This is a genomic window from Nocardioides sp. N13(2025), assembly GCF_051912545.1.
In the GTDB taxonomy this organism is placed as follows: Bacteria; Actinomycetota; Actinomycetes; order Propionibacteriales; family Nocardioidaceae; genus Nocardioides.
Window position 1 is genome coordinate 2,781,064 of the sequence record NZ_CP196809.1, and the last position, 16,827, is coordinate 2,797,890.

General features: G+C 71.8%; 17 protein-coding genes and 1 tRNA gene. 4 read left to right on the forward strand and 14 right to left on the reverse strand.

The window, feature by feature from the left end; translation table 11 throughout:
• Window positions 1–46 precede the first annotated feature (46 nt).
• The 3 genes from ACS3YM_RS13525 to ACS3YM_RS13535 all read right to left on the reverse strand — a co-directional run bounded on the left by ACS3YM_RS13525 (window position 47) and on the right by ACS3YM_RS13535 (window position 3,014).
• On the reverse strand, window positions 47–937 hold the full coding sequence (locus tag ACS3YM_RS13525) for a PAS domain S-box protein (protein WP_439936953.1): 891 nt from the start codon (window positions 935–937) through the stop codon (window positions 47–49).
• Window positions 938–1,015: 78 nt separating this feature from the next.
• Complete coding sequence (locus tag ACS3YM_RS13530; protein ID WP_439936954.1) at window positions 1,016–1,576, reverse strand: hypothetical protein; 561 nt, start codon at window positions 1,574–1,576, stop codon at window positions 1,016–1,018.
• Between the two features lie 91 nt (window positions 1,577–1,667).
• Window positions 1,668–3,014 (reverse strand): HNH endonuclease, encoded by a 1,347-nt coding sequence (locus ACS3YM_RS13535; protein WP_439936955.1) that lies wholly within the window; start codon window positions 3,012–3,014, stop codon window positions 1,668–1,670.
• A 105-nt stretch (window positions 3,015–3,119) separates the two neighbouring features.
• Here ACS3YM_RS13535 and ACS3YM_RS13540 point away from each other — a divergent pair, with 105 nt between their 5' ends.
• Entirely contained in the window at window positions 3,120–3,602 is a 483-nt protein-coding gene (locus tag ACS3YM_RS13540; RefSeq protein WP_439936956.1) for an N-acetyltransferase family protein, read from the forward strand.
• 34 nt (window positions 3,603–3,636) lie between these two features.
• On the opposite strand, the gene ACS3YM_RS13545 is transcribed toward ACS3YM_RS13540, so the two are convergent.
• The 8 genes from ACS3YM_RS13545 to eno all read right to left on the reverse strand — a co-directional run bounded on the left by ACS3YM_RS13545 (window position 3,637) and on the right by eno (window position 9,139).
• Window positions 3,637–3,710, reverse strand: a tRNA-Leu gene (locus tag ACS3YM_RS13545).
• 4 nt (window positions 3,711–3,714) lie between these two features.
• Window positions 3,715–4,272 (reverse strand): peptide deformylase, encoded by a 558-nt coding sequence (gene def / locus ACS3YM_RS13550; RefSeq protein ID WP_439936957.1) that lies wholly within the window; start codon window positions 4,270–4,272, stop codon window positions 3,715–3,717.
• A 10-nt stretch (window positions 4,273–4,282) separates the two neighbouring features.
• On the reverse strand, window positions 4,283–4,801 hold the full coding sequence (locus ACS3YM_RS13555) for a glycine cleavage system protein R (RefSeq protein ID WP_439936958.1): 519 nt from the start codon (window positions 4,799–4,801) through the stop codon (window positions 4,283–4,285).
• 12 nt (window positions 4,802–4,813) lie between these two features.
• Window positions 4,814–5,638 carry a uracil-DNA glycosylase gene (locus tag ACS3YM_RS13560; protein WP_439936959.1) on the reverse strand — a complete coding sequence of 275 codons (825 nt, stop codon included), beginning with the start codon at window positions 5,636–5,638 and terminating at the stop codon, window positions 4,814–4,816.
• Window positions 5,635–6,552 (reverse strand): Ppx/GppA phosphatase family protein, encoded by a 918-nt coding sequence (locus ACS3YM_RS13565; protein ID WP_439936960.1) that lies wholly within the window; start codon window positions 6,550–6,552, stop codon window positions 5,635–5,637. The genes ACS3YM_RS13560 and ACS3YM_RS13565 overlap by 4 nt, the downstream gene beginning before the upstream one ends.
• Before the next feature lie 139 nt (window positions 6,553–6,691).
• On the reverse strand, window positions 6,692–7,216 hold the full coding sequence (locus tag ACS3YM_RS13570; RefSeq protein ID WP_439936961.1) for a DUF501 domain-containing protein: 525 nt from the start codon (window positions 7,214–7,216) through the stop codon (window positions 6,692–6,694).
• The gene (locus tag ACS3YM_RS13575) at window positions 7,213–7,842 is read right to left on the reverse strand and encodes an FtsB family cell division protein (protein WP_439936962.1); all 630 of its coding nucleotides are present in this window, start codon (window positions 7,840–7,842) and stop codon (window positions 7,213–7,215) included. Before ACS3YM_RS13575 ends, ACS3YM_RS13570 begins: the two co-directional genes overlap by 4 nt.
• Before the next feature lie 19 nt (window positions 7,843–7,861).
• Window positions 7,862–9,139: a phosphopyruvate hydratase gene (eno, locus tag ACS3YM_RS13580; protein WP_439936963.1), complete on the reverse strand. Its 1,278-nt coding sequence runs from the start codon at window positions 9,137–9,139 to the stop codon at window positions 7,862–7,864.
• Between the two features lie 129 nt (window positions 9,140–9,268).
• Here eno and ACS3YM_RS13585 point away from each other — a divergent pair, with 129 nt between their 5' ends.
• Window positions 9,269–10,138 carry a helix-turn-helix domain-containing protein gene (locus tag ACS3YM_RS13585; protein WP_439936964.1) on the forward strand — a complete coding sequence of 290 codons (870 nt, stop codon included), beginning with the start codon at window positions 9,269–9,271 and terminating at the stop codon, window positions 10,136–10,138.
• Window positions 10,139–10,186: 48 nt separating this feature from the next.
• Here ACS3YM_RS13585 and ACS3YM_RS13590 read toward each other — a convergent pair whose 3' ends face one another.
• The 3 genes from ACS3YM_RS13590 to mfd are packed head-to-tail and all read right to left on the reverse strand — an operon-like array spanning window position 10,187 to window position 14,863.
• Window positions 10,187–10,609 carry a MazG nucleotide pyrophosphohydrolase domain-containing protein gene (locus ACS3YM_RS13590; RefSeq protein WP_439936965.1) on the reverse strand — a complete coding sequence of 141 codons (423 nt, stop codon included), beginning with the start codon at window positions 10,607–10,609 and terminating at the stop codon, window positions 10,187–10,189.
• A 7-nt stretch (window positions 10,610–10,616) separates the two neighbouring features.
• Window positions 10,617–11,309: a hypothetical protein gene (locus ACS3YM_RS13595; RefSeq protein WP_439936966.1), complete on the reverse strand. Its 693-nt coding sequence runs from the start codon at window positions 11,307–11,309 to the stop codon at window positions 10,617–10,619.
• Window positions 11,310–11,311: 2 nt separating this feature from the next.
• Complete coding sequence (gene mfd, locus ACS3YM_RS13600; protein WP_439936967.1) at window positions 11,312–14,863, reverse strand: transcription-repair coupling factor; 3,552 nt, start codon at window positions 14,861–14,863, stop codon at window positions 11,312–11,314.
• A gap of 176 nt (window positions 14,864–15,039) precedes the next feature.
• Between mfd and ACS3YM_RS13605 the strand changes: the two genes are divergently transcribed.
• Both ACS3YM_RS13605 and ACS3YM_RS13610 read left to right on the forward strand, forming a co-directional pair.
• On the forward strand, window positions 15,040–15,726 hold the full coding sequence (locus ACS3YM_RS13605) for a hypothetical protein (RefSeq protein WP_439936968.1): 687 nt from the start codon (window positions 15,040–15,042) through the stop codon (window positions 15,724–15,726).
• A gap of 107 nt (window positions 15,727–15,833) precedes the next feature.
• Window positions 15,834–16,826, forward strand: coding sequence for a lytic transglycosylase domain-containing protein (locus ACS3YM_RS13610; protein ID WP_439936969.1), 993 nt, complete (start codon window positions 15,834–15,836; stop codon window positions 16,824–16,826).
• Window position 16,827 lies beyond the last annotated feature (1 nt).

Sequence of the window (16,827 nt, forward strand, 5' to 3'; positions counted from 1 at the left end):
TCAGCGCGTCACGAAGACCACGCTCTGCGTCCGGTGCCCTCGGCGGCTACGCCTTGACGACCTCGCGGAGGGTCTCCATGGCTCGCCCGACGGACTCGCGCGCGGCATCGATCCGCTCGGCGCTCGGGGGATCCGCGAGCGTCATCGCGCGGTCGAGCTCGAGCGCGGCCGCGAAGAGGTCCTGGAGCACCTCGGAGTGGACCGCCTCGAGGATGCGCTCGCGCTCCTCGAGGCGGGCCAGGCGTTCGCTGCGCCGGATGTTGCAGACCTGGCCGTGTGACCCGGGCCGGGAGTAGAGGTCGGTCACCGCCACCTCCACCCACGACCAGGTGCCGGCGGTGCGGACCCGCAGCTCACCGACCCGGTCGGCGCGGCTCGGGTCAGCGGCCAGCAGCTCCTCGAAGTCCTGGCGGTCGTCGGGGTGGATGCGGTCGGTGAGAGGCGTGCCCACGACCCCGTCGACGGGCCAGCCGAAGAGGTTGACGACCGCCGGGCTGGCGTAGCTGATGACGTGGTGTTCGTCCACGAGGACTGCGGCGTCGCTGGAGCGCTCCATCAGGTGCCGGACGGCGTCGCCGAGGTTGAGGGAGGCGCCGACGATGCCGATGAGCTCCCCGTCGCGATACACCCCGCTGTCGGTGACCAGCGCGTGCATCACCTCGCCGCCGCGCCGCCGCACCGGGAATCCGCCGGACCACGAGCGCCCGTCCCGCAGGGCAGCCATGATCTCCGCGGCCGCCTGCTGGGAGACCTCCGGCACCGTGACCTCCGTGATGTCGAGCCCCACGGCGTCCGCGGCGGACCAGCCGTACAGCTGCTCAGCGGCGTCGTTCCAGAACAGCACCGTCCCTTGCATGTCGGTCGCGATCACGGCGTGCCCGAGCGCTTGCAGCAGCTCGTCGGCGGACGGACGCACGGCAAGCGCCTCGGTCTCCATGCATGCAGTGTGCGCCCCTTGCGTCGCGCGGTCACGGGGCGAAGGACCCGGGACCGGCCCTCAACGCACGTTGCAGGGTCAGGGGGCAGACAGCGTCAGGTCGACGCTGCGCAGTCGACCGCGCTCGTCTGCGACGAGCGCGAGGGCGAAGTCCGTGGCACAGGTCCGGTGCTCCGCGACTGGCCTCACCACGACCAGCCGCCCGTCAGGCAGCGGGCCGGTGCGGAGGGGCGCACAGGTGACCTCGCCGTAGTCGGGCTCGTAGACCAAGGGTGCGCCGTTGACCTCGGCGCTCGTGATGGGGCCGAGGAGGTCCACCGGGCACGACGCGGCCGCGTAGCCCTCCCAGTCACCGGGGCACATCTTCCAGATGTCGCGATTCGACAGGGCCGCGCCGATGTCGTCGATCGACTTCACGCCCTCACCCCCGATCGCCATCGACACCGACTCCCAGTGCGGGAACGATGACGCATCGCCCACGGCGTAGGCAACGAACTCATCAGCCAGTCGTACGAGGTCGGGCGCGACCTCGGAGACCCTGGCGGTGTCCTCTCCCGCCGGGGACGACTCGGCAGAACAGGCGACCAGCGCGAGGCCGACCAGCACCCCCGCGGCCAGCACTGCACGTCTGCTCGGCATGTGGCCCCCTCTGTGCTCGTGGCTGGATGCTACGAGCATGTGACGCGCCAGGGCCGACTTTCGTTGACTCGCCGGGTGGGACGTGGGCTGTCTAGGACGCCAGCGTGAAGGTGCTCGCAACGTGCAGCTCGAGCGGTGAGTAGTCCGGCTTCCCGGCGGGCCCGCCGGGGAGCGGTGGCGCGGTGGACCTGGTGATCCGGAGGTGCTCGGTCACGCCGTGGACCTGGTGGAGCTCATGGGGTGGGTGGTCTGGCACCCAGGACACCCAGCCGGGCGACTCCTTCACGTAGTTGCAGCGCTCGCACAGCCCCTCACCGTTGACCGCGGTCGTCCCGCCACCATCGGCGACGCTCCTGACGTGGTCGCGGTGCCGGATGACGGCGTTGCACCCGGGCGTACGGCACAGGCCGCCGTCGCGGAGGTCGAGGAACTCGGCCAGGAGGCCGTCGAAGCGGCGACTGGTCGACTCCATGGCGACGAGGGCCCGGTGGTCCGGGCTGGCGAAGAGCCTCCGGAGCGCGGCCTTGGCAGCCTGGCTGGCGCGACGCACCAGGTCGGTGCAGAGCGCGGCGGGCAGGAAGCCCTCCCCCGGCACGAAGCCGGGCTCCGTGCCTGTGCCGAACAGGGACTCGATGCCGATGACGAGGTTGACCCGCACGTGCGCGACGTCCGTGGCGGGGTCGATCCCGGTGATCCGCGCGGCGAGGGTGTCGGCGCGCACCTGGCTCGCGCTCCGCGGGTCGCCGTCCGCGCGAGCTTTCGCGGCGTCGGCATAGAGGCTCTGGCGCACGGCAGCCAGGACCTCGAGGGGCAGCGTCGCCGTCAGCTGGCCGGTGCCGTCGTCGAGGCGACGCGTCGTCACCCGCCGGTCAGCGCGGGCTCGACGGTGTCGCCTCGCCTCGGAGTGGGCCGCATGGGTCAGGCACGACCGGCGCACGGCCTGTCGCAGTCGTGCGTCACCGAGCCCGACCAGGCGCGGCGCGAGGTCGGCATCGACCTGTCGGCGCTGCTCGGGGTCGAGGTGGGCGACCTCGCGGGCCACGGCGAAGGCGCGGTCCTCGGTCAGCTCGCCCCGACCGAGCGCGGCGAGGGTGAGGGGCAGGTCGTCGCGCAGCCGGCGAGACAGGAGCACGCGCCGCTCCCCTGCGTGCGGGCTGGTCAGGGTGGCGAGGGCGACCTCGGCCCCGATCGACATCGCGCGTGGTGGTGTACGTCGCCGGGTGGGCACGTCCTCGCCGTCAGCGGCATCCGAAAAGGCGGCAGCGACAGCCACCTGGGCCGCCGCGGCTGCGGACTTGATCCGCTCGAGGGCCTCGAGCTGGTCGAGGAGATCAGGGGTGTCAGTCGACTCAACGACACTGGCCAGGTCTGCGAGCACGTCAGCCAGCGTGTGCAGGTCGCGTGCCTGCCACTCCTGACCTGCTGCCTCCCTCGTCATTGCCCCCCTCTTCATGTCTCGAACATGTGTTCGATTCTTGCATCTGCCGAGTCGGCTGTCAAGAGCTGCACATGACTGTGAATGCGCCGTTGACAGGATGAGGACATGACCGAGGACAAGTGGACTCGCAGGATTCGTGACGCGCGCCGCGAGGATGTGCCTGCCATCGTCGCGCTCTATGCGGACGACCCACTGGGGCAGTCGCGGGAGCAGCCCGTCGACCCGCTGCCTGCGGCGTACTGGACCGCGTTCGAGGCGATCCGCCTCGACCCGCGCCACCGGCTCGTGGTCATCGACGACGGCGAGATCGCGGCGACCCTCCAGATGTCCTTCCTGCCCCATCTCGTCCGCATGGGCACCGAGCGTGCTCAGATCGAGGCTGTCCGGGTTGCCTCCCACCGTCGCGGGGCGGGCTTGGGGCGGGTGCTCCTCGAGTGGGCCGTCGAGGAGGCACGCGCGCGTGGATGCGGAGTCGTCCAGCTGACCACGGATGCGGACCGGGTCGATGCCCACCAGGTCTACGACGCACTGGGGTTCTCCGCGACTCACGTGGGCATGAAGCTCGCGCTGGACCCGGAGTCGCGCTGACCCGTCGCAGCCATCGGCGTGCAGCTCGACGAGGTGCCCCGGCTGGGGTTCGAACCCAGACTGTGCGGTTTTTAAGACCGCTTCCTCTACCGGTTGGGATACCGGGGCTGGACTACAAGTACGTCTTCCGAGCGTAGATGGCGTGGGCACCGGCCGCGCGGTCGAGGAAGAGCAGGCCGTCGCAGTGGTCGATCTCGTGCTGCAGCGCCCGCGCCTCGAAGGCCTCCGCCTCGAGCTCCACCTCCTCGCCGGTGCCGGGCAGCTGGCCGCGTACGACGATGCGGCTGGGGCGCTTGACGTCACCGGTGAAGTCGGGGACGGACATGCAGCCCTCGCGGGCCTTCTCGTTGCGGCTGGACGCGACCACCTCGGCGTTGCAGAGGACGAAGGTGCCGTGGTGCCCGCGGGTCTTGGGGTGCTCGGACACGTCGACGCAGAAGACCTTCACGCCCACGCCGACCTGCGGCGCGGCCAGGCCCACGCACCCCGGGGAGACCCGCATGGTCGCGACGAGGTCGGCTGCGAGCTGCACGACCTCGGGGGCGGTGGGGTCGACGGTCGCGCCGGTCGCGGACAGCACGGCGGCAGGAGCGCGTACGACCTCGCGGAGCGCACCGGTCGCGTCGAGCTCGGACTCGGCCCACTCCAGGACCCGGGTGTTGACGGTCATGGGCGAGTGCTCAGAGCTCGTCGGTCTCGGCGGCGCGGAGCGTCACGCCGACGCCGAGGTCGGCAGCCACCGCGGCGAGGTCGCGCTCGACGGCGTCGACGTCGGCACCGGGCGGCAGGTCGACCTCCGCGACGAGGAGGTAGAGGTCGCCCGCAAGACGGGTCGTGAGGTCGGTGATGTTGCCGCCGACGCCGGCGATCACCGCGACGACGGCGGACACGATGCCCGGGCGGTCACCCCCGTGCACGGACAGGATCCACGAGCTGCCGTCGGCGGTCGTGGCCTGCTCGGCGGGGACCTCGCGCACGGTGACGGTCAGGCTGCCGTCGGCGGTCAGCGGGGCGAGGGCCGCCTCGATCTCGGAGTCCACGGCCGCGCCTTCGCAGATGAGCATCATCGCGAAGTGACCGCGCAGCAGGGTCATCGTCGAGTCCTCGAGGTTGAGGCCCAGCCCGGCCAGCTTGTCGGTGGTCTCGGCGATGATGCCGGGACGGTCGTGGCCGAGGACGGTGATGGCGTGGAGGGTCACCCCCTCATTCTGTCAGCGCTGGCTCTTGGTGAGGGTGCGGGCCCGAGCGAAGACCGCGTCCGTCATCTCGGCGGTGAGCCGGCGGGTGTAGGTGTTGTGCGGAGAGGGGTGGTAGCAGCCGATCAGCGTGACGTCGCCGAGCACCACCTCGACACCGTGGCCGAACTTCGGCCGGGTGGCCGGTGCCGGTGCGCCCGCGGCGAGCAGCGAGCGCACCGCCCCGTCCCACCCGAACGCCCCGAGCGCGACGACGGCGCGCACGGTCGGGAGCAGGGCGAGCTCGGCGGCGATCCAGGGTGCGCAGGTGTCGCGCTCGACGGCGGTCGGCTGGTTCTCCGGGGGCGCGCAGCGGACGGTGGCGATCATCCGCGCGTCGAGGAGGCGCTGCCCGTCGCCCGCGTGGTGGCTCGTGGGCTGGACGGCCCACCCGGTGCGGTGCAGGCTCGCGAAGAGCCAGTCCGCGCTGGGGTCCCCGGTGAAGATCCGGCCCGTCCGGTTGCCGCCGTTGGCCGCGGGCGCGAGACCGACGATGAGCAGCGACGGCTCGGGATCGCCCCAGCCGGGGATCGGCCTGCCCCAGTAGGGCTGGTCGGCGAAGGACGCCCGCTTGTCGCGAGCGACGTCCTCGCGCCACGTCACCAGGCGAGGGCACGCCGAGCACACGCTCACCCGGGCGTCGAGCCCGTCGAGGGTGTCGGCCCGGGCGAGGCGGCGTACGTCGTCGGCGTCGCGGGCGACCGGGGTGTCCGGTGCGGCCGGGTCGTCGGGCCAGCCCGTGCCCGGCTCGACCGGGCTGGGGAACTCACCGCCGACGACGGGGTGGGGCAGGAGCCTCATCGCGCGATCGCCGCGGCGATGCCGTGCAGGATGTCGGCCTCGGAGACGACGTGGTCGGGCACCGGGACGCGGGCCAGGATCCGGCTCCAGATCAGGGCGCCGGCGTCGATCACGTCGGCGCGGCCGGGGTGCATGTAGGGCAGGGCCCGCCGCTGCTCGACCGTCATCGCCACCAGCTCGTCGACGAAGGTCGTGGTGTCCGCGTTGGAGAGCACGGCCTGGTCGAACGCCGCGCGGTCGTAGCTGTCGAGGCCCATCACCCCGCACGCGAGGGTCTTGATCGTGCCGGACGTGCCGATGACGGTGCGGGTGCGCCCGAGGGGGATGCCGCAGGTGTCGAGGTGCTCGTCGATGTCGGCCAGGCAGGCGGCGACCTCCGCCTCCGTGGGCGGGTCGCTGTGGAGGTGACGCTCGTGGAGGCGTACGGACCCGATGTCCAAGGAGATCGAGTGGGAGATCGCCTGCCGCTCCTCGCCCTCGCCGAGCACCAGCTCGGTGGACCCGCCGCCGATGTCGACCACCAGCACGGGCTCGGGCGGCATCGGATCCTGCGCGGCGATCGCGCCCGCGAAGACGAGCGCCGCCTCCTCGTCGCCGGAGAGGACCTCGGGCTCGACGCCCAGCCGGCGGCGTACGCCCTCGGCGAAGACCGCCGAGTTGCCGGCGTCGCGGGTGGCGGAGGTCGCGCAGAAGCGGGTGCGCTCGGGCGGCACGCCGTGGCTGCGGATCACCTCGGCGAACTCGTCGATGGCGGCGAAGGTGCGCGCCAGCGCCTCGTCGGCGAGCATCCCGGTCTCGTCGACGCCCTGACCGAGCCGGACCACGCGCGAGTCGCGCAGGACGACGTCGGGAGGCGAGCCGATCAGGACCTTGATCGAGTTGGTGCCGCAGTCGATCGCGGCGACGGTGGTCATGGCCTCATTCTGCCGACCGGGCGATTCCTCGCGCTGGGAGGTCCCGACCGGGCAGTTCCTCGCGCTGATCCGTCAGCGCAGCGCGACGAAGTGCCCGATCACCGCTCTGCAGCGCGAGCAAGTGCCCGGTCGGTCGACGTCAGACGCAGGGGCCGGAGGCCCACCACTCCCCCAGCGCGTCGAGCACCTCGTCGCCGAGCGGGTTCACGCCGCGGCCCATCGCCAGCGACTGCCCGGCCAGGACGTGCAGGCACTTCACCCGGTCGGGCATGCCGCCCGCCGAGATGCCCTCGATCTCGGGCACCTCGAGACCGGCGCGCGCGGCGACCTCGGCGCGGAACGCGAGGTAGCGCTCGTGGGCCGCGCGGTAGGCGGCGGCGAGCTCCTCGTCGGTGGCGAGGCGGTCCTGCATCTGCTTCATCACGCCGTTGCCCTCGAGCGTGCCGATGCGCGAGGCCGCGCGCGGGCAGGTGAGGTAGAACGTCGTGGGGAAGGGCGTGCCGTCGGGCAGCCGCGGCTCGGTGGTGACGACGTCGGGGTTGCCGCAGGGGCACCGGTGGCCGATCGAGTCGATGCCGCGCGGCTTGCGGTTGAGCTGGGCCTGGATGGCGGCGACGTCGGCGGGGTCGATCTCGGTGGGGACGTGGGAGGGGGTGTCGGTCACTGCTTCGTTCCGTCGATGAGGTCGGCCGGCTCGGTGTCCGGCGGGGGCGGGTTGCCGGCGAGCTCCATCGACTCCCAGGCCGCGGACCACCATGCCTTGGGCACCGTCTTGATCACGTCGGAGGGGTCGTTGAGCGAGGCCTGGGCCTCGAGCGGCTCGCCGTCGGGGCCGATGACCTCGAAGCCGCTCTCGCCGGGCATGAGGTAGCCGAAGCGGGCGCGCGCCTGCGCCTTGACGTAGGCCGGGTCGTCCCACCGCTTCTTCTCGCGCTCGAGGTCGTCGATGTTGGCCTCGCGCTGGGCGATCTGGGCCTTGAGGTCACCGATGTGGGAGCGCTGCTGGAGGTAGGCGCGCAACGACGAGGCGTAGGACACCGTCAGCACCGCGAGCACCAGCACGAGCACCGCGGCTCGACCGGTGAACCGGGGTCGGCGCGCACCGCTCCGCGCGGAGACGGGACGCGCCACGACGGTGCCCGTGTCGACGGACGAGGCGAGCGGCGTACGCCCTCCTGCCGCCCGCGGTCGGGGACCGCGGGCGCCAGGGTGCGTCGAGCTGCTCTGCCTCGGTCCGCGAGGGCCGTTGCCGCCGGGGCCGCCCCGGGCAGTACGGCGCTGGGAAGGCATGCCGACCAGTGTGCCTCGTTCAGCCGCTGAATCGCGGGAAGGCACCCCGGCCGGCGTAGCGAGCCGCGTCACCCAGCTCGTCCTCGATGCGGAGCAGCTGGTTGTACTTGGCGACGCGGTCGGAGCGGGCGGGCGCGCCGGTCTTGATCTGGCCGCAGTTGGTGGCCACGGCGAGGTCGGCGATCGTGGTGTCCTCGGTCTCTCCGGAGCGGTGGCTCATCATGTTGCGGAAGCCGTTGCGGTGGGCGAGCTCGACCGCGTCGAGCGTCTCCGACAGCGAGCCGATCTGGTTGACCTTGACGAGCATCGCGTTGGCCTGGCCGCCGTCGATGCCGCGCTGCAGGCGCTGGACGTTGGTGACGAACAGGTCGTCGCCGACGATCTGGGTCCTGGTGCCGAGCTCGTCGGTGATGGCCTTCCAGCCGGCCCAGTCCTCCTCGTCGAGCGGGTCCTCGATCGAGACGATCGGGTAGGACGCGACGAGGTCGGAGTAGTAGGCGACCATCTCGTCGGTGCCCTGCTTCTTGCCCTCGAAGGTGTACTTCTTCTTCTCGAAGAACTCGCTCGCCGCGACGTCCATCGCCAGCGCGATGTCCGTGCCGAGCTTGAGCCCCGCGGCCTTGACGGCCTCGGCGATCAGGTCGAGCGCGGCGCGGTTGCTCTCGAGGTCGGGGGCGAAGCCGCCCTCGTCGCCGAGGCCGGTCGAGAGGCCCTTCTTCTTCAGCACGGACTTGAGGGCGTGGTAGACCTCGGCGCCCTGCTGGAGCGCCTCGCGGAAGGTCGCGGCGCCGATGGGGGCGATCATGAACTCCTGCACGTCGACGTTGGAGTCGGCATGGGAGCCACCGTTGAGGATGTTCATCATCGGCACGGGCAGCAGGTGCGCGTTGGGCCCGCCGACGTAGCGGAACAGCGGCAGGCCGGAGGACTCTGCGGCGGCCTTGGCGGTCGCGAGCGAGACGCCGAGGATCGCGTTGGCGCCGAGCTTGGCCTTGTTGTCGGTGCCGTCGAGGTCGAGCATCGCCTGGTCGACGAGGCGCTGGTCGTCGGCGTCGAGGCCGATCACGGCTCCGGAGATCGTGTCGATGACCCCGGCGACGGCCTTCTGCACGCCCTTGCCGAGGTAGCGCTTGCCGCCGTCGCGCAGCTCCACGGCCTCGAAGGCTCCGGTGGAGGCGCCGCTGGGCACCGCCGCGCGACCGAACGCGCCGTCCTCGAGAAGTACCTCCACCTCGACGGTGGGGTTGCCGCGCGAATCGAGGATTTCGCGGGCGCCGACTGCAGCGATGATCGACATGACAGTGCTCCTGATGGGGAAAGTCAGTGGGTCTCGGGTGGTCACCGGTGGGTCTCCGGGGTCAGCCGCCAGCCTAGCCACGTGCGGCCGGTACGTCGCCGGGGTGTCCGCCGTCGCTAGCGTGGAGGTGTGCCCACCCCGGCCGACCACTTCACCGCCCTCGTCGACCGCCTGGCCGCCGACGTCGAGCTCGAGCGCGTGGCCCGCGCGGTGGCGGGTGAGTCGCCGGCGAGGTTCCGCGGGCGCATCCTGCTGGAGCGCGCGGCGTACCTCATGGTCAGCACCGACCGCACCCTGCTCGACATCGCGCTCGACAGCGGGTTCGCCAGCCACGAGGCGTTCACGCGGGCGTTCCGCCGCGAGTTCGGCGTGCTGCCGTCGGTGTGGCGCGCCGAGCCGACGTCGTTCCACATCGACGCCCCGAGCGACGTCCACTTCCACCCGCCGGCTGGCCTGCGCCTCCCGGCCCGGCACAGGATGGACGGCGTGGACCTGGTCGTCGAGATGGTGGAGCACCACGTCTGGCTCGTCGGCGAGCTGGTCGACCGGGCTCGCCTGGTGTCCGAGGACGACCTCGACGAGACCTCGGGACGGTCCGTCGAGGGCATCGACGGCGGCACCCTGCGGTGGGCGCTGTCGCGGCTCATCGGCCAGATGGAGATGTGGAACGCGGCCGTCCACGACGGCGACTACGACGTCGGGATCGAGCTGCACGAGTCCGTCACCTCGATGCGGCGACGCCTCGACCGGGTGGGGCCCGAGTTCGTCGACAACGTCTCCCGGCTCGCCGCCACCGGCCGCTTCGACGAGACCTTCGTCGAGGCCTTCTCCCCCACCCCGCAGGTGCTGTCCTACGGCGCGATGGTGGCGCACGTGCTCACCTTCGCCGCGCACCACCGCCTGCTCGCCCTGTCGCGGCTGCGCGAGTGCGGGGTGGGCGACCTCGGCTTCGGCGACCCGACGCACTGGTTCGCCACCGGCCGCCGCGGGGATGCCTGACATCAGCAGGCCGACGTCATGAGGATCGCGGGTGCGCACCCGCGATCCTCATGACGTCGCTCCGGGCTCCTCCACCTTCGCGGCCTTCGCTGCCTTCTCGGCGGCCTTGGCCGCGTTCCACAGCCGCAGCACCTCGGCCGCGTCGGTGGCGACGGCGTCGCCGAAGACGTGGGGGTTGCGGCGCTCCATCTTCGCGATCACGCCGCGCGCGACGTCGTCGAGGGTGAAGTCGCCCGCCTCCTCCGCGATGACCGCGTGGATGACGACCTGCAGGAGCAGGTCGCCCAGCTCGTCGCACAGCGCGGCGGGGTCACCCGACTCGATCGCCTCGACGACCTCCTCGGCCTCCTCCCGGACGAACGGGATCAGCGAGGTGTGGGTCTGCTCGCGCTTCCAGGCGCACTCACGGCGCAGCACCCGCATCTGCTCGGCGAACGCCTCCAGGGGCGAGCCGTCGGACGCAGGAGCCATCAGGCCCTCAGCCGCAGCGGTGGTTGAGCGGGAGGGTCTTGGCGAGCTCGGGGTCCGGCTCGGTGGCGAGCCCGGCCTTGGCGGTCTCGCCCACGGCCACCGAGGTGTTGGTGTCCACCGGCGTGAGCACGCCGTCGACGCTCTCGAGCCCGTAGCGCGGGTCGATGTCGATGCCGTTGGCGTCGGGCCACTGGTTGAACGCGTCGATGCCGGCCTGCGTGGCCTCGTCCTCGGACGGGTCGGTGACGCCGCCGTCCTCGAGGATCCTCTCGCCGATCTGGTTGACGATGTCGCTGGCGAGCGCGTTGGCCGAGGTCAGCTCGACGTAGGTGTCCTGGACGTCCTCCGGCATGCTCGCGGCCGTACGCCGGCGCTGGGCGACGTCGTTGCGGTAGCTCGAGCCCGGCTCGACGCCGTACTCGTCGGCGATCTGCAGCGCCTGCGCGCGCAACGTCATCAGCTGGACGGCGCCCTGGCGCACGAAGCTCATCGGCAGCGTGGTGCCCTGCGACTCGAACTGGTCGCCCAGCGCGGTGCACAGCTCCTTGGCGGCCGTGTCGACCTCGCGGACGGAGAGCGACTCGTCGCCGACCTGGACCGCGACACCCGGCGTGGCGCTGCCGCAGCCGGTCAGCATGAGCCCTGCGAGGCCCACTGCCAGCCAGGTCGGCGCGGCCGTCATCAGGCGGGTCTTGCTCACGGTCACTCCTTGTTCGGTGCTGCTGGGTTGGAGGCTGCCGGCACGGGCGCCGGGATGTCGATCACGTCGTCGATGACACCGCGCGCCCATTCAAGCAGGGCCACTCCCGCCAGCGGTCGGACGGGGAACCCGGCGCTCTGCGGCCGCGGCACGAGGATCGTACTGACCGGCGCCTTGACGATGCTCTTCGGATGCAGCCGTTGAAGGCGTACGACGCGGGAGTCGGGCAGGTCGACCGGCGCGAACCGGACGTACTTGCCGGCCACCGTCACCTCGCCCACGCCGGTCTGGCGGCAGCGCGCGCGGAACCGCGCCACGACCAGCAGGGACTCCACCACCTCGGGCGGGGTGCCGTAGCGGTCGACCAGCTCGGCGCGCACCTCGTCGACGTCGGCGTCGGTGCGCACCTCGGCGAGGCGCTTGTAGATCTCGAGCCGCAGCCGCTCGCTGGGGATGTAGTCGTGCGGGAGGTGGGCGTCGACGGGCAGCTCGATGCGGACCTCGGCCAGCTCCTCCTCGTTGCCGCCCTTGAAGTCGGCCACCGCCTCGCCCACGAGGCGGACGTAGAGGTCGAAGCCGACGTCGGCGATGTGGCCGGACTGCTCGCCGCCGAGCAGGTTGCCCGCGCCGCGGATCTCGAGGTCCTTCATCGCGATCGCCATGCCGCCCCCGAGGTCGGAGTGCTGGGCCAGCGTGGCGAGCCGCTCGTGCGCGGTCTCGGTCAGCGGCTTCTCCGCCGGGTAGAGGAAGTAGGCGTAGGCGCGCTCACGCGAGCGCCCGACTCGGCCGCGGAGCTGGTGCAGCTGGGAGAGGCCGAGGGTGTCGGAGCGCTCGATGATCATCGTGTTGGCGTTGGACACGTCGAGGCCGCTCTCCACGATGGTCGTGCAGACGAGCACGTCGAAGCGCTTCTCCCAGAAGTCCAGCATGACCTGCTCCAGGGCGTGCTCGCCCATCTGGCCGTGGGCCGTGGCGACGCGCGCCTCGGGCACCAGCTCGCGGATCCGGGCGGCGGCCTTCTCGATCGACTGCACGCGGTTGTGGATGTAGAACACCTGGCCCTCGCGCAGCAGCTCGCGTCGTACGGCTGCGACGACCTGGCGGTCCTCGTAGGCCCCGACGTAGGTCAGGACCGGGTGCCGCTCCTCGGGCGGCGTGGTGATCGTGGACATCTCACGGATACCGGTGACCGCCATCTCGAGGGTGCGCGGGATCGGCGTCGCACTCATCGACAGCACGTCGACGGACGTGCGCATCCGCTTCATCTGCTCCTTGTGCTCGACGCCGAAGCGCTGCTCCTCGTCGACGATGATCAGGCCGAGGTCCTTCATCTTGATCTCGGGGTTGAGCAGGCGGTGGGTGCCGACGACGATGTCGACCGAGCCGTCGGTCAGCCCGGCGATGACCTCCTTGGCCTCCTTGTCGGTCTGGAAGCGCGAGAGGCCCTTGATGACGACGGGGAACCCGGACATCCGCTCGGAGAAGGTCGACATGTGCTGGGTGACCAGCAGCGTGGTGGGCACGAGCACCGCGACCTGCTTGCCGTCCTGCACCGCCTTGAACGCTGCACGCACGGCGATCTCGGTCTTGCCGTAGCCGACGTCGCCGCACACCAGGCGGTCCATCGGGACCACCTGCCGCATGTCGGCCTTCACCTCGTCGACGGTCGTCAGCTGGTCGACGGTCTCGGTGAAGGGGAAGGCGTCCTCGAGCTCGCGCTGCCACGGGGTGTCCGGACCGTAGGCGTAGCCCTTGGTGGCCTGGCGGGCGGCGTAGAGCTTGATCAGCTCGGCCGCGATCTCGCGGACCGCACGCTTGGCCTTGTTCTTGCGCTTGGTCCAGTCGCCGCCGCCGAGCCGGTCCAGGCTCGGGTTCTCCCCACCGACGTAGCGGGTCACCTGGTCGAGGGTGTCGGCCGGGACGTAGAGCATGTCGTTGGGCCCGCCGCGCTTGCTGGGGCCGTACTCCAGGACGAGGTACTCGCGGACCGCGCCGCCGATCTCGCGCTGCCTCATCTCCACGAAGCGACCCACCCCGTGCTGCTCGTGGACCACGTAGTCGCCGGCCTTGAGCTCGAGCGGGTCGATCTGCTTCTTGCGACGCGTGGGCATCCGTCGCATGTCGCGCGTGGAGGCCTTCTGCCCTGACAGGTCGTCACCGGTGACGACCGCGACCCGGGCCTCGTCGTCGACGAGACCGTGCACGACGTGCCCGCAGGTGACGGTCACGACACCGGGACCGGCGGTCGCGCCCTCCTCGACGAGGCGGGCGGCGATGTCGTTCTCGCCCAGCAGCTCGACGAAGCGCTCGGCGGGGCCGTGCCCGGGGTGGACCACGACCACCTCGAGGCCGTCGCCCACCCATCCCCGGATGTCGTCCACCGCCTTCTGCAGGTCGCCGCGGTAGGCCTCGGCGGGGTGGGCGGGCAGCCTGAGCGACTCGTCGTCCACCTCGATACCGAAGGGGCTCACCGACCACCATGCGTGGCCCAGGCCGAGCGCGTGCAGCCGCACGTCGGCGATCTCCTTGTAGGACGCCGCGCCCAGGTCGATCGGCGCGGTGCCGCCACCGGCGGCCGCGGCCCACGACGCCCCGAGGAACTCCTCGCTCGTCGCGACGAGGTCGTGGGCGCGGGTGCGGGCCCGCTCGGGGTCGAGGACCAGGACGGTGGTGTCGGTGGGCAGCAGGTCGACGAGCAGCTCCATCGAGTCGACCAGGACCGGGGCGAGGGACTCCATGCCCTCGACGGCGATGCCCGCCGCCATCTTGTCGGTGAGCTCGAGCAGCTGCGGGTGGGCCTGGCCGAGCTCGGCGGCGCGACGTCGGACGTCGTCGGTGAGGAGCAGCTCGCGGCACGGCGGCGCCCACAGCCGCTGCACGGTCTCGAGGGTGCGCTGGTCGGCGACGGAGAACGCGCGGATCTCCTCGACGTCGTCGCCCCAGAACTCCACCCGGAGCGGGTGCTCCTCGGTCGGCGGGAACACGTCGACGATGCCGCCGCGCACCGCGAACTCGCCGCGCCGCTCGACCATGTCCACACGGGTGTACGCCGCCTCCGCGAGACCGCGTACGACGTCCTCCAGCGGCCGGGTGTCCCCCGGCGCCAGCTCGACCGGCTCGATGTCGGCGAGGCCGGGGACCTGCGGCTGGAGCAGCGAGCGGATCGGCGCGACGACCACCTTGAGCGGGCCGTTGGCCGCGTCGGTGCCGGGGTGCCGGAGCCTGCGCAGGACCGCGAGCCGGCGACCGACGGTGTCGCTGCGTGGGCTCAGCCGCTCGTGCGGCAGTGTCTCCCAGCTCGGGTAGTAGGCGACCGTGTCGGGGTCGACGAGGTCGGCGAGCTCCTCCACCAGGTCCTCGGCCTCGCGCGAGGTCGCGGTGACCGCGAGCACCGTGCGGCCCCGCTCGACCAGGCCGTGCACCACGAACGGGCGGACCGCCGCCGGGCCGGTCAGGTCGAGGGCGGACTGCACCGCGGCGTCGGCGAGGGCACCCGCGAGGGTGGGCGCCGAGGCCAGGCGCTCGGCAACGGCGAGGAGAGGTGTGGAGGACACCGGGATTCCCTTCGAGAGCACGCAGAACGACCCCGATCGACGTGCGAGGCGGGGGTCTTGAGAGTCTACGGGTGGGGGGTTTGTCCCAGGCGTCACTGGGGTAGCAGGCACCTCAGTGGCCGCTGCTCGACGCACCGGCCGGACCAGATCTTCCATCGAGAGGAACAACGGGGAACATGCACATCACTCGTCTCGTCGCCGGCACCGTCACGGCCGGCCTGCTCGGCCTCACGCCTCTGGCGGTCTCGGCACCCGCCAACGCCACCGACAACCTCACCACCTCGGTCACCCTGGAGCAGAACTACGGCTCCACGCGGCTCACCTACGGCGAGGAGGTCTCCTTCATCTCCGAGGTCACCGCCAGCGACGGCGGTTCGCCCTACAACGAGGCCGACACCGTGACGCTGTGGGCGATGCCCGCCGGGACGACCACCTGGACCGCGGTCGAGTCCCAGCCGGGCAGCGGCTACATCTCGTGGACCAACTTCAAGCCGCAGCAGAGCACGGCCTACAAGGTCACCTACAGCGGCGGCACCGCCACCTCCACCTACAGCGACAACTACGCGGCCAGCGAGTCCGCCCCGGTCGCCATCGGCGTCGCGCGCAAGATCACCTACCCCCGCTCGGGCTTCGTGCTCAAGGGCAAGGTGACGCCCGACTACGGCAAGAAGAAGATCGTCATCAAGGTCAGCAAGAGGAAGAACAAGGGCTTCAAGTCCTTCAAGACGATCAAGACCACCTCGACCGGCAAGTACAAGGTGACCCTGCCCCGCCGCGGCGGCACCTGGTACTGGAGCTTCACCGTCAAGGGCGACTCGAAGTACCTCGCCAACGGCTTCCTCTGGCGCACCTGGGTCTCCTGACCCGATCGCTCCTGGTCCCGCAGCACGGCACCGACCCGGCAGAGCCTCGCGCTGCCGGGTCGGTCGCGTCCGGCGGCAGTGTCCCCGGCGTGTGTTTCAGTGGGGCCATGGTCCGTACGCCGTTGCCCACCGCCCTGACCGGCGTGCTCACGGGCGTGCTGGTGGTCGCGCTCTCGGCGTGCGGCGGCGCCGCGCACGCCCCCTCCCCCGCCGACGCCGACGTCAGGCCGGCGGACGCGCAGGTGTCGGAGCAGCGGCAGTCCCAGCCCGGCGACGTACCTCCCGAGCTCGAGCCCGCCCTCGCCGGCACCCCCCGACGGCCCACGACCCCGGCCGAGGCCGCCGCGATGGTGGTGGCGGCGCAGCGGGTCGTCAGGTCGAGCGACCCGGACGCCGAGCTGCTGGCGGCCGCCGGGCACACCGCGCAGCTCGCCGTCCGCGAGGTCGCCACGCGCGACCGCTGGATGTCACGCGTGCTCGCCGTCCTCCCCGCCCGCGACCGGCTGTGGCTGAGCTCCAACGTCGCCGCGCGGCGCGAGCTCCGCTCCATGCACCCCACGACCGACGCCGACCTGGCCGACGAGCTGCCGGCCTGGCGGATCGTGCCGCCCGCACCGGCCCGCACGCTGCTGCGCAGCTATCGCGAGGCCGAGCGCCGCTTCGGCGTGGACTGGGAGTACCTCGCGGCGATCAACCTCGTCGAGACCGCCTTCGGCCGGATCCGCGGCACGTCGGTGGCCGGCGCCCAGGGGCCCATGCAGTTCATCCCGACGACCTGGGACATCTACGGCGCCGGCGGCGACATCGACGACGCCCACGACGCGATCCTGGCCGCGGGCCGGCTGCTGCGCGCCAACGGCTTCGCACGTGACAAGGCGGCGGCGCTGTGGCGCTACAACAACTCGTGGGCCTATGTCCGCGGCGTCACCCACCACGCCCGTGTGATGCAGCGCGACCCGCGCCAGCTGCGGGGCTACCTCGCGTGGCAGGTCTACTACCTGACCCGGGTCGGCAGCGTGTGGCTGCCCGAGGGCTATGCCCACCGCAGGCCCGTCCCGGTGCGCTCCTACGTCGCCGACCACCCCGAGCGCCTGCCCTGAT

Excerpts from the sequence above, each read along its gene's own strand:
- ACS3YM_RS13525 (WP_439936953.1), bottom strand. The coding sequence starts at position 937 with ATGGAGACCGAGGCGCTTGCCGTGCGTCCGTCCGCCGACGAGCTGCTG.
- ACS3YM_RS13530 (WP_439936954.1), bottom strand. The coding sequence starts at position 1,576 with ATGCCGAGCAGACGTGCAGTGCTGGCCGCGGGGGTGCTGGTCGGCCTC.
- ACS3YM_RS13535 (WP_439936955.1), bottom strand. The coding sequence starts at position 3,014 with ATGACGAGGGAGGCAGCAGGTCAGGAGTGGCAGGCACGCGACCTGCAC.
- ACS3YM_RS13540 (WP_439936956.1), top strand. The coding sequence starts at position 3,120 with ATGACCGAGGACAAGTGGACTCGCAGGATTCGTGACGCGCGCCGCGAG.
- def (WP_439936957.1), bottom strand. The coding sequence starts at position 4,272 with ATGACCGTCAACACCCGGGTCCTGGAGTGGGCCGAGTCCGAGCTCGAC.
- ACS3YM_RS13560 (WP_439936959.1), bottom strand. The coding sequence starts at position 5,638 with ATGAGGCTCCTGCCCCACCCCGTCGTCGGCGGTGAGTTCCCCAGCCCG.
- ACS3YM_RS13565 (WP_439936960.1), bottom strand. The coding sequence starts at position 6,552 with ATGACCACCGTCGCCGCGATCGACTGCGGCACCAACTCGATCAAGGTC.
- ACS3YM_RS13575 (WP_439936962.1), bottom strand. The coding sequence starts at position 7,842 with ATGCCTTCCCAGCGCCGTACTGCCCGGGGCGGCCCCGGCGGCAACGGC.
- eno (WP_439936963.1), bottom strand. The coding sequence starts at position 9,139 with ATGTCGATCATCGCTGCAGTCGGCGCCCGCGAAATCCTCGATTCGCGC.
- ACS3YM_RS13590 (WP_439936965.1), bottom strand. The coding sequence starts at position 10,609 with ATGGCTCCTGCGTCCGACGGCTCGCCCCTGGAGGCGTTCGCCGAGCAG.
- ACS3YM_RS13605 (WP_439936968.1), top strand. The coding sequence starts at position 15,040 with ATGCACATCACTCGTCTCGTCGCCGGCACCGTCACGGCCGGCCTGCTC.
- ACS3YM_RS13610 (WP_439936969.1), top strand. The coding sequence starts at position 15,834 with ATGGTCCGTACGCCGTTGCCCACCGCCCTGACCGGCGTGCTCACGGGC.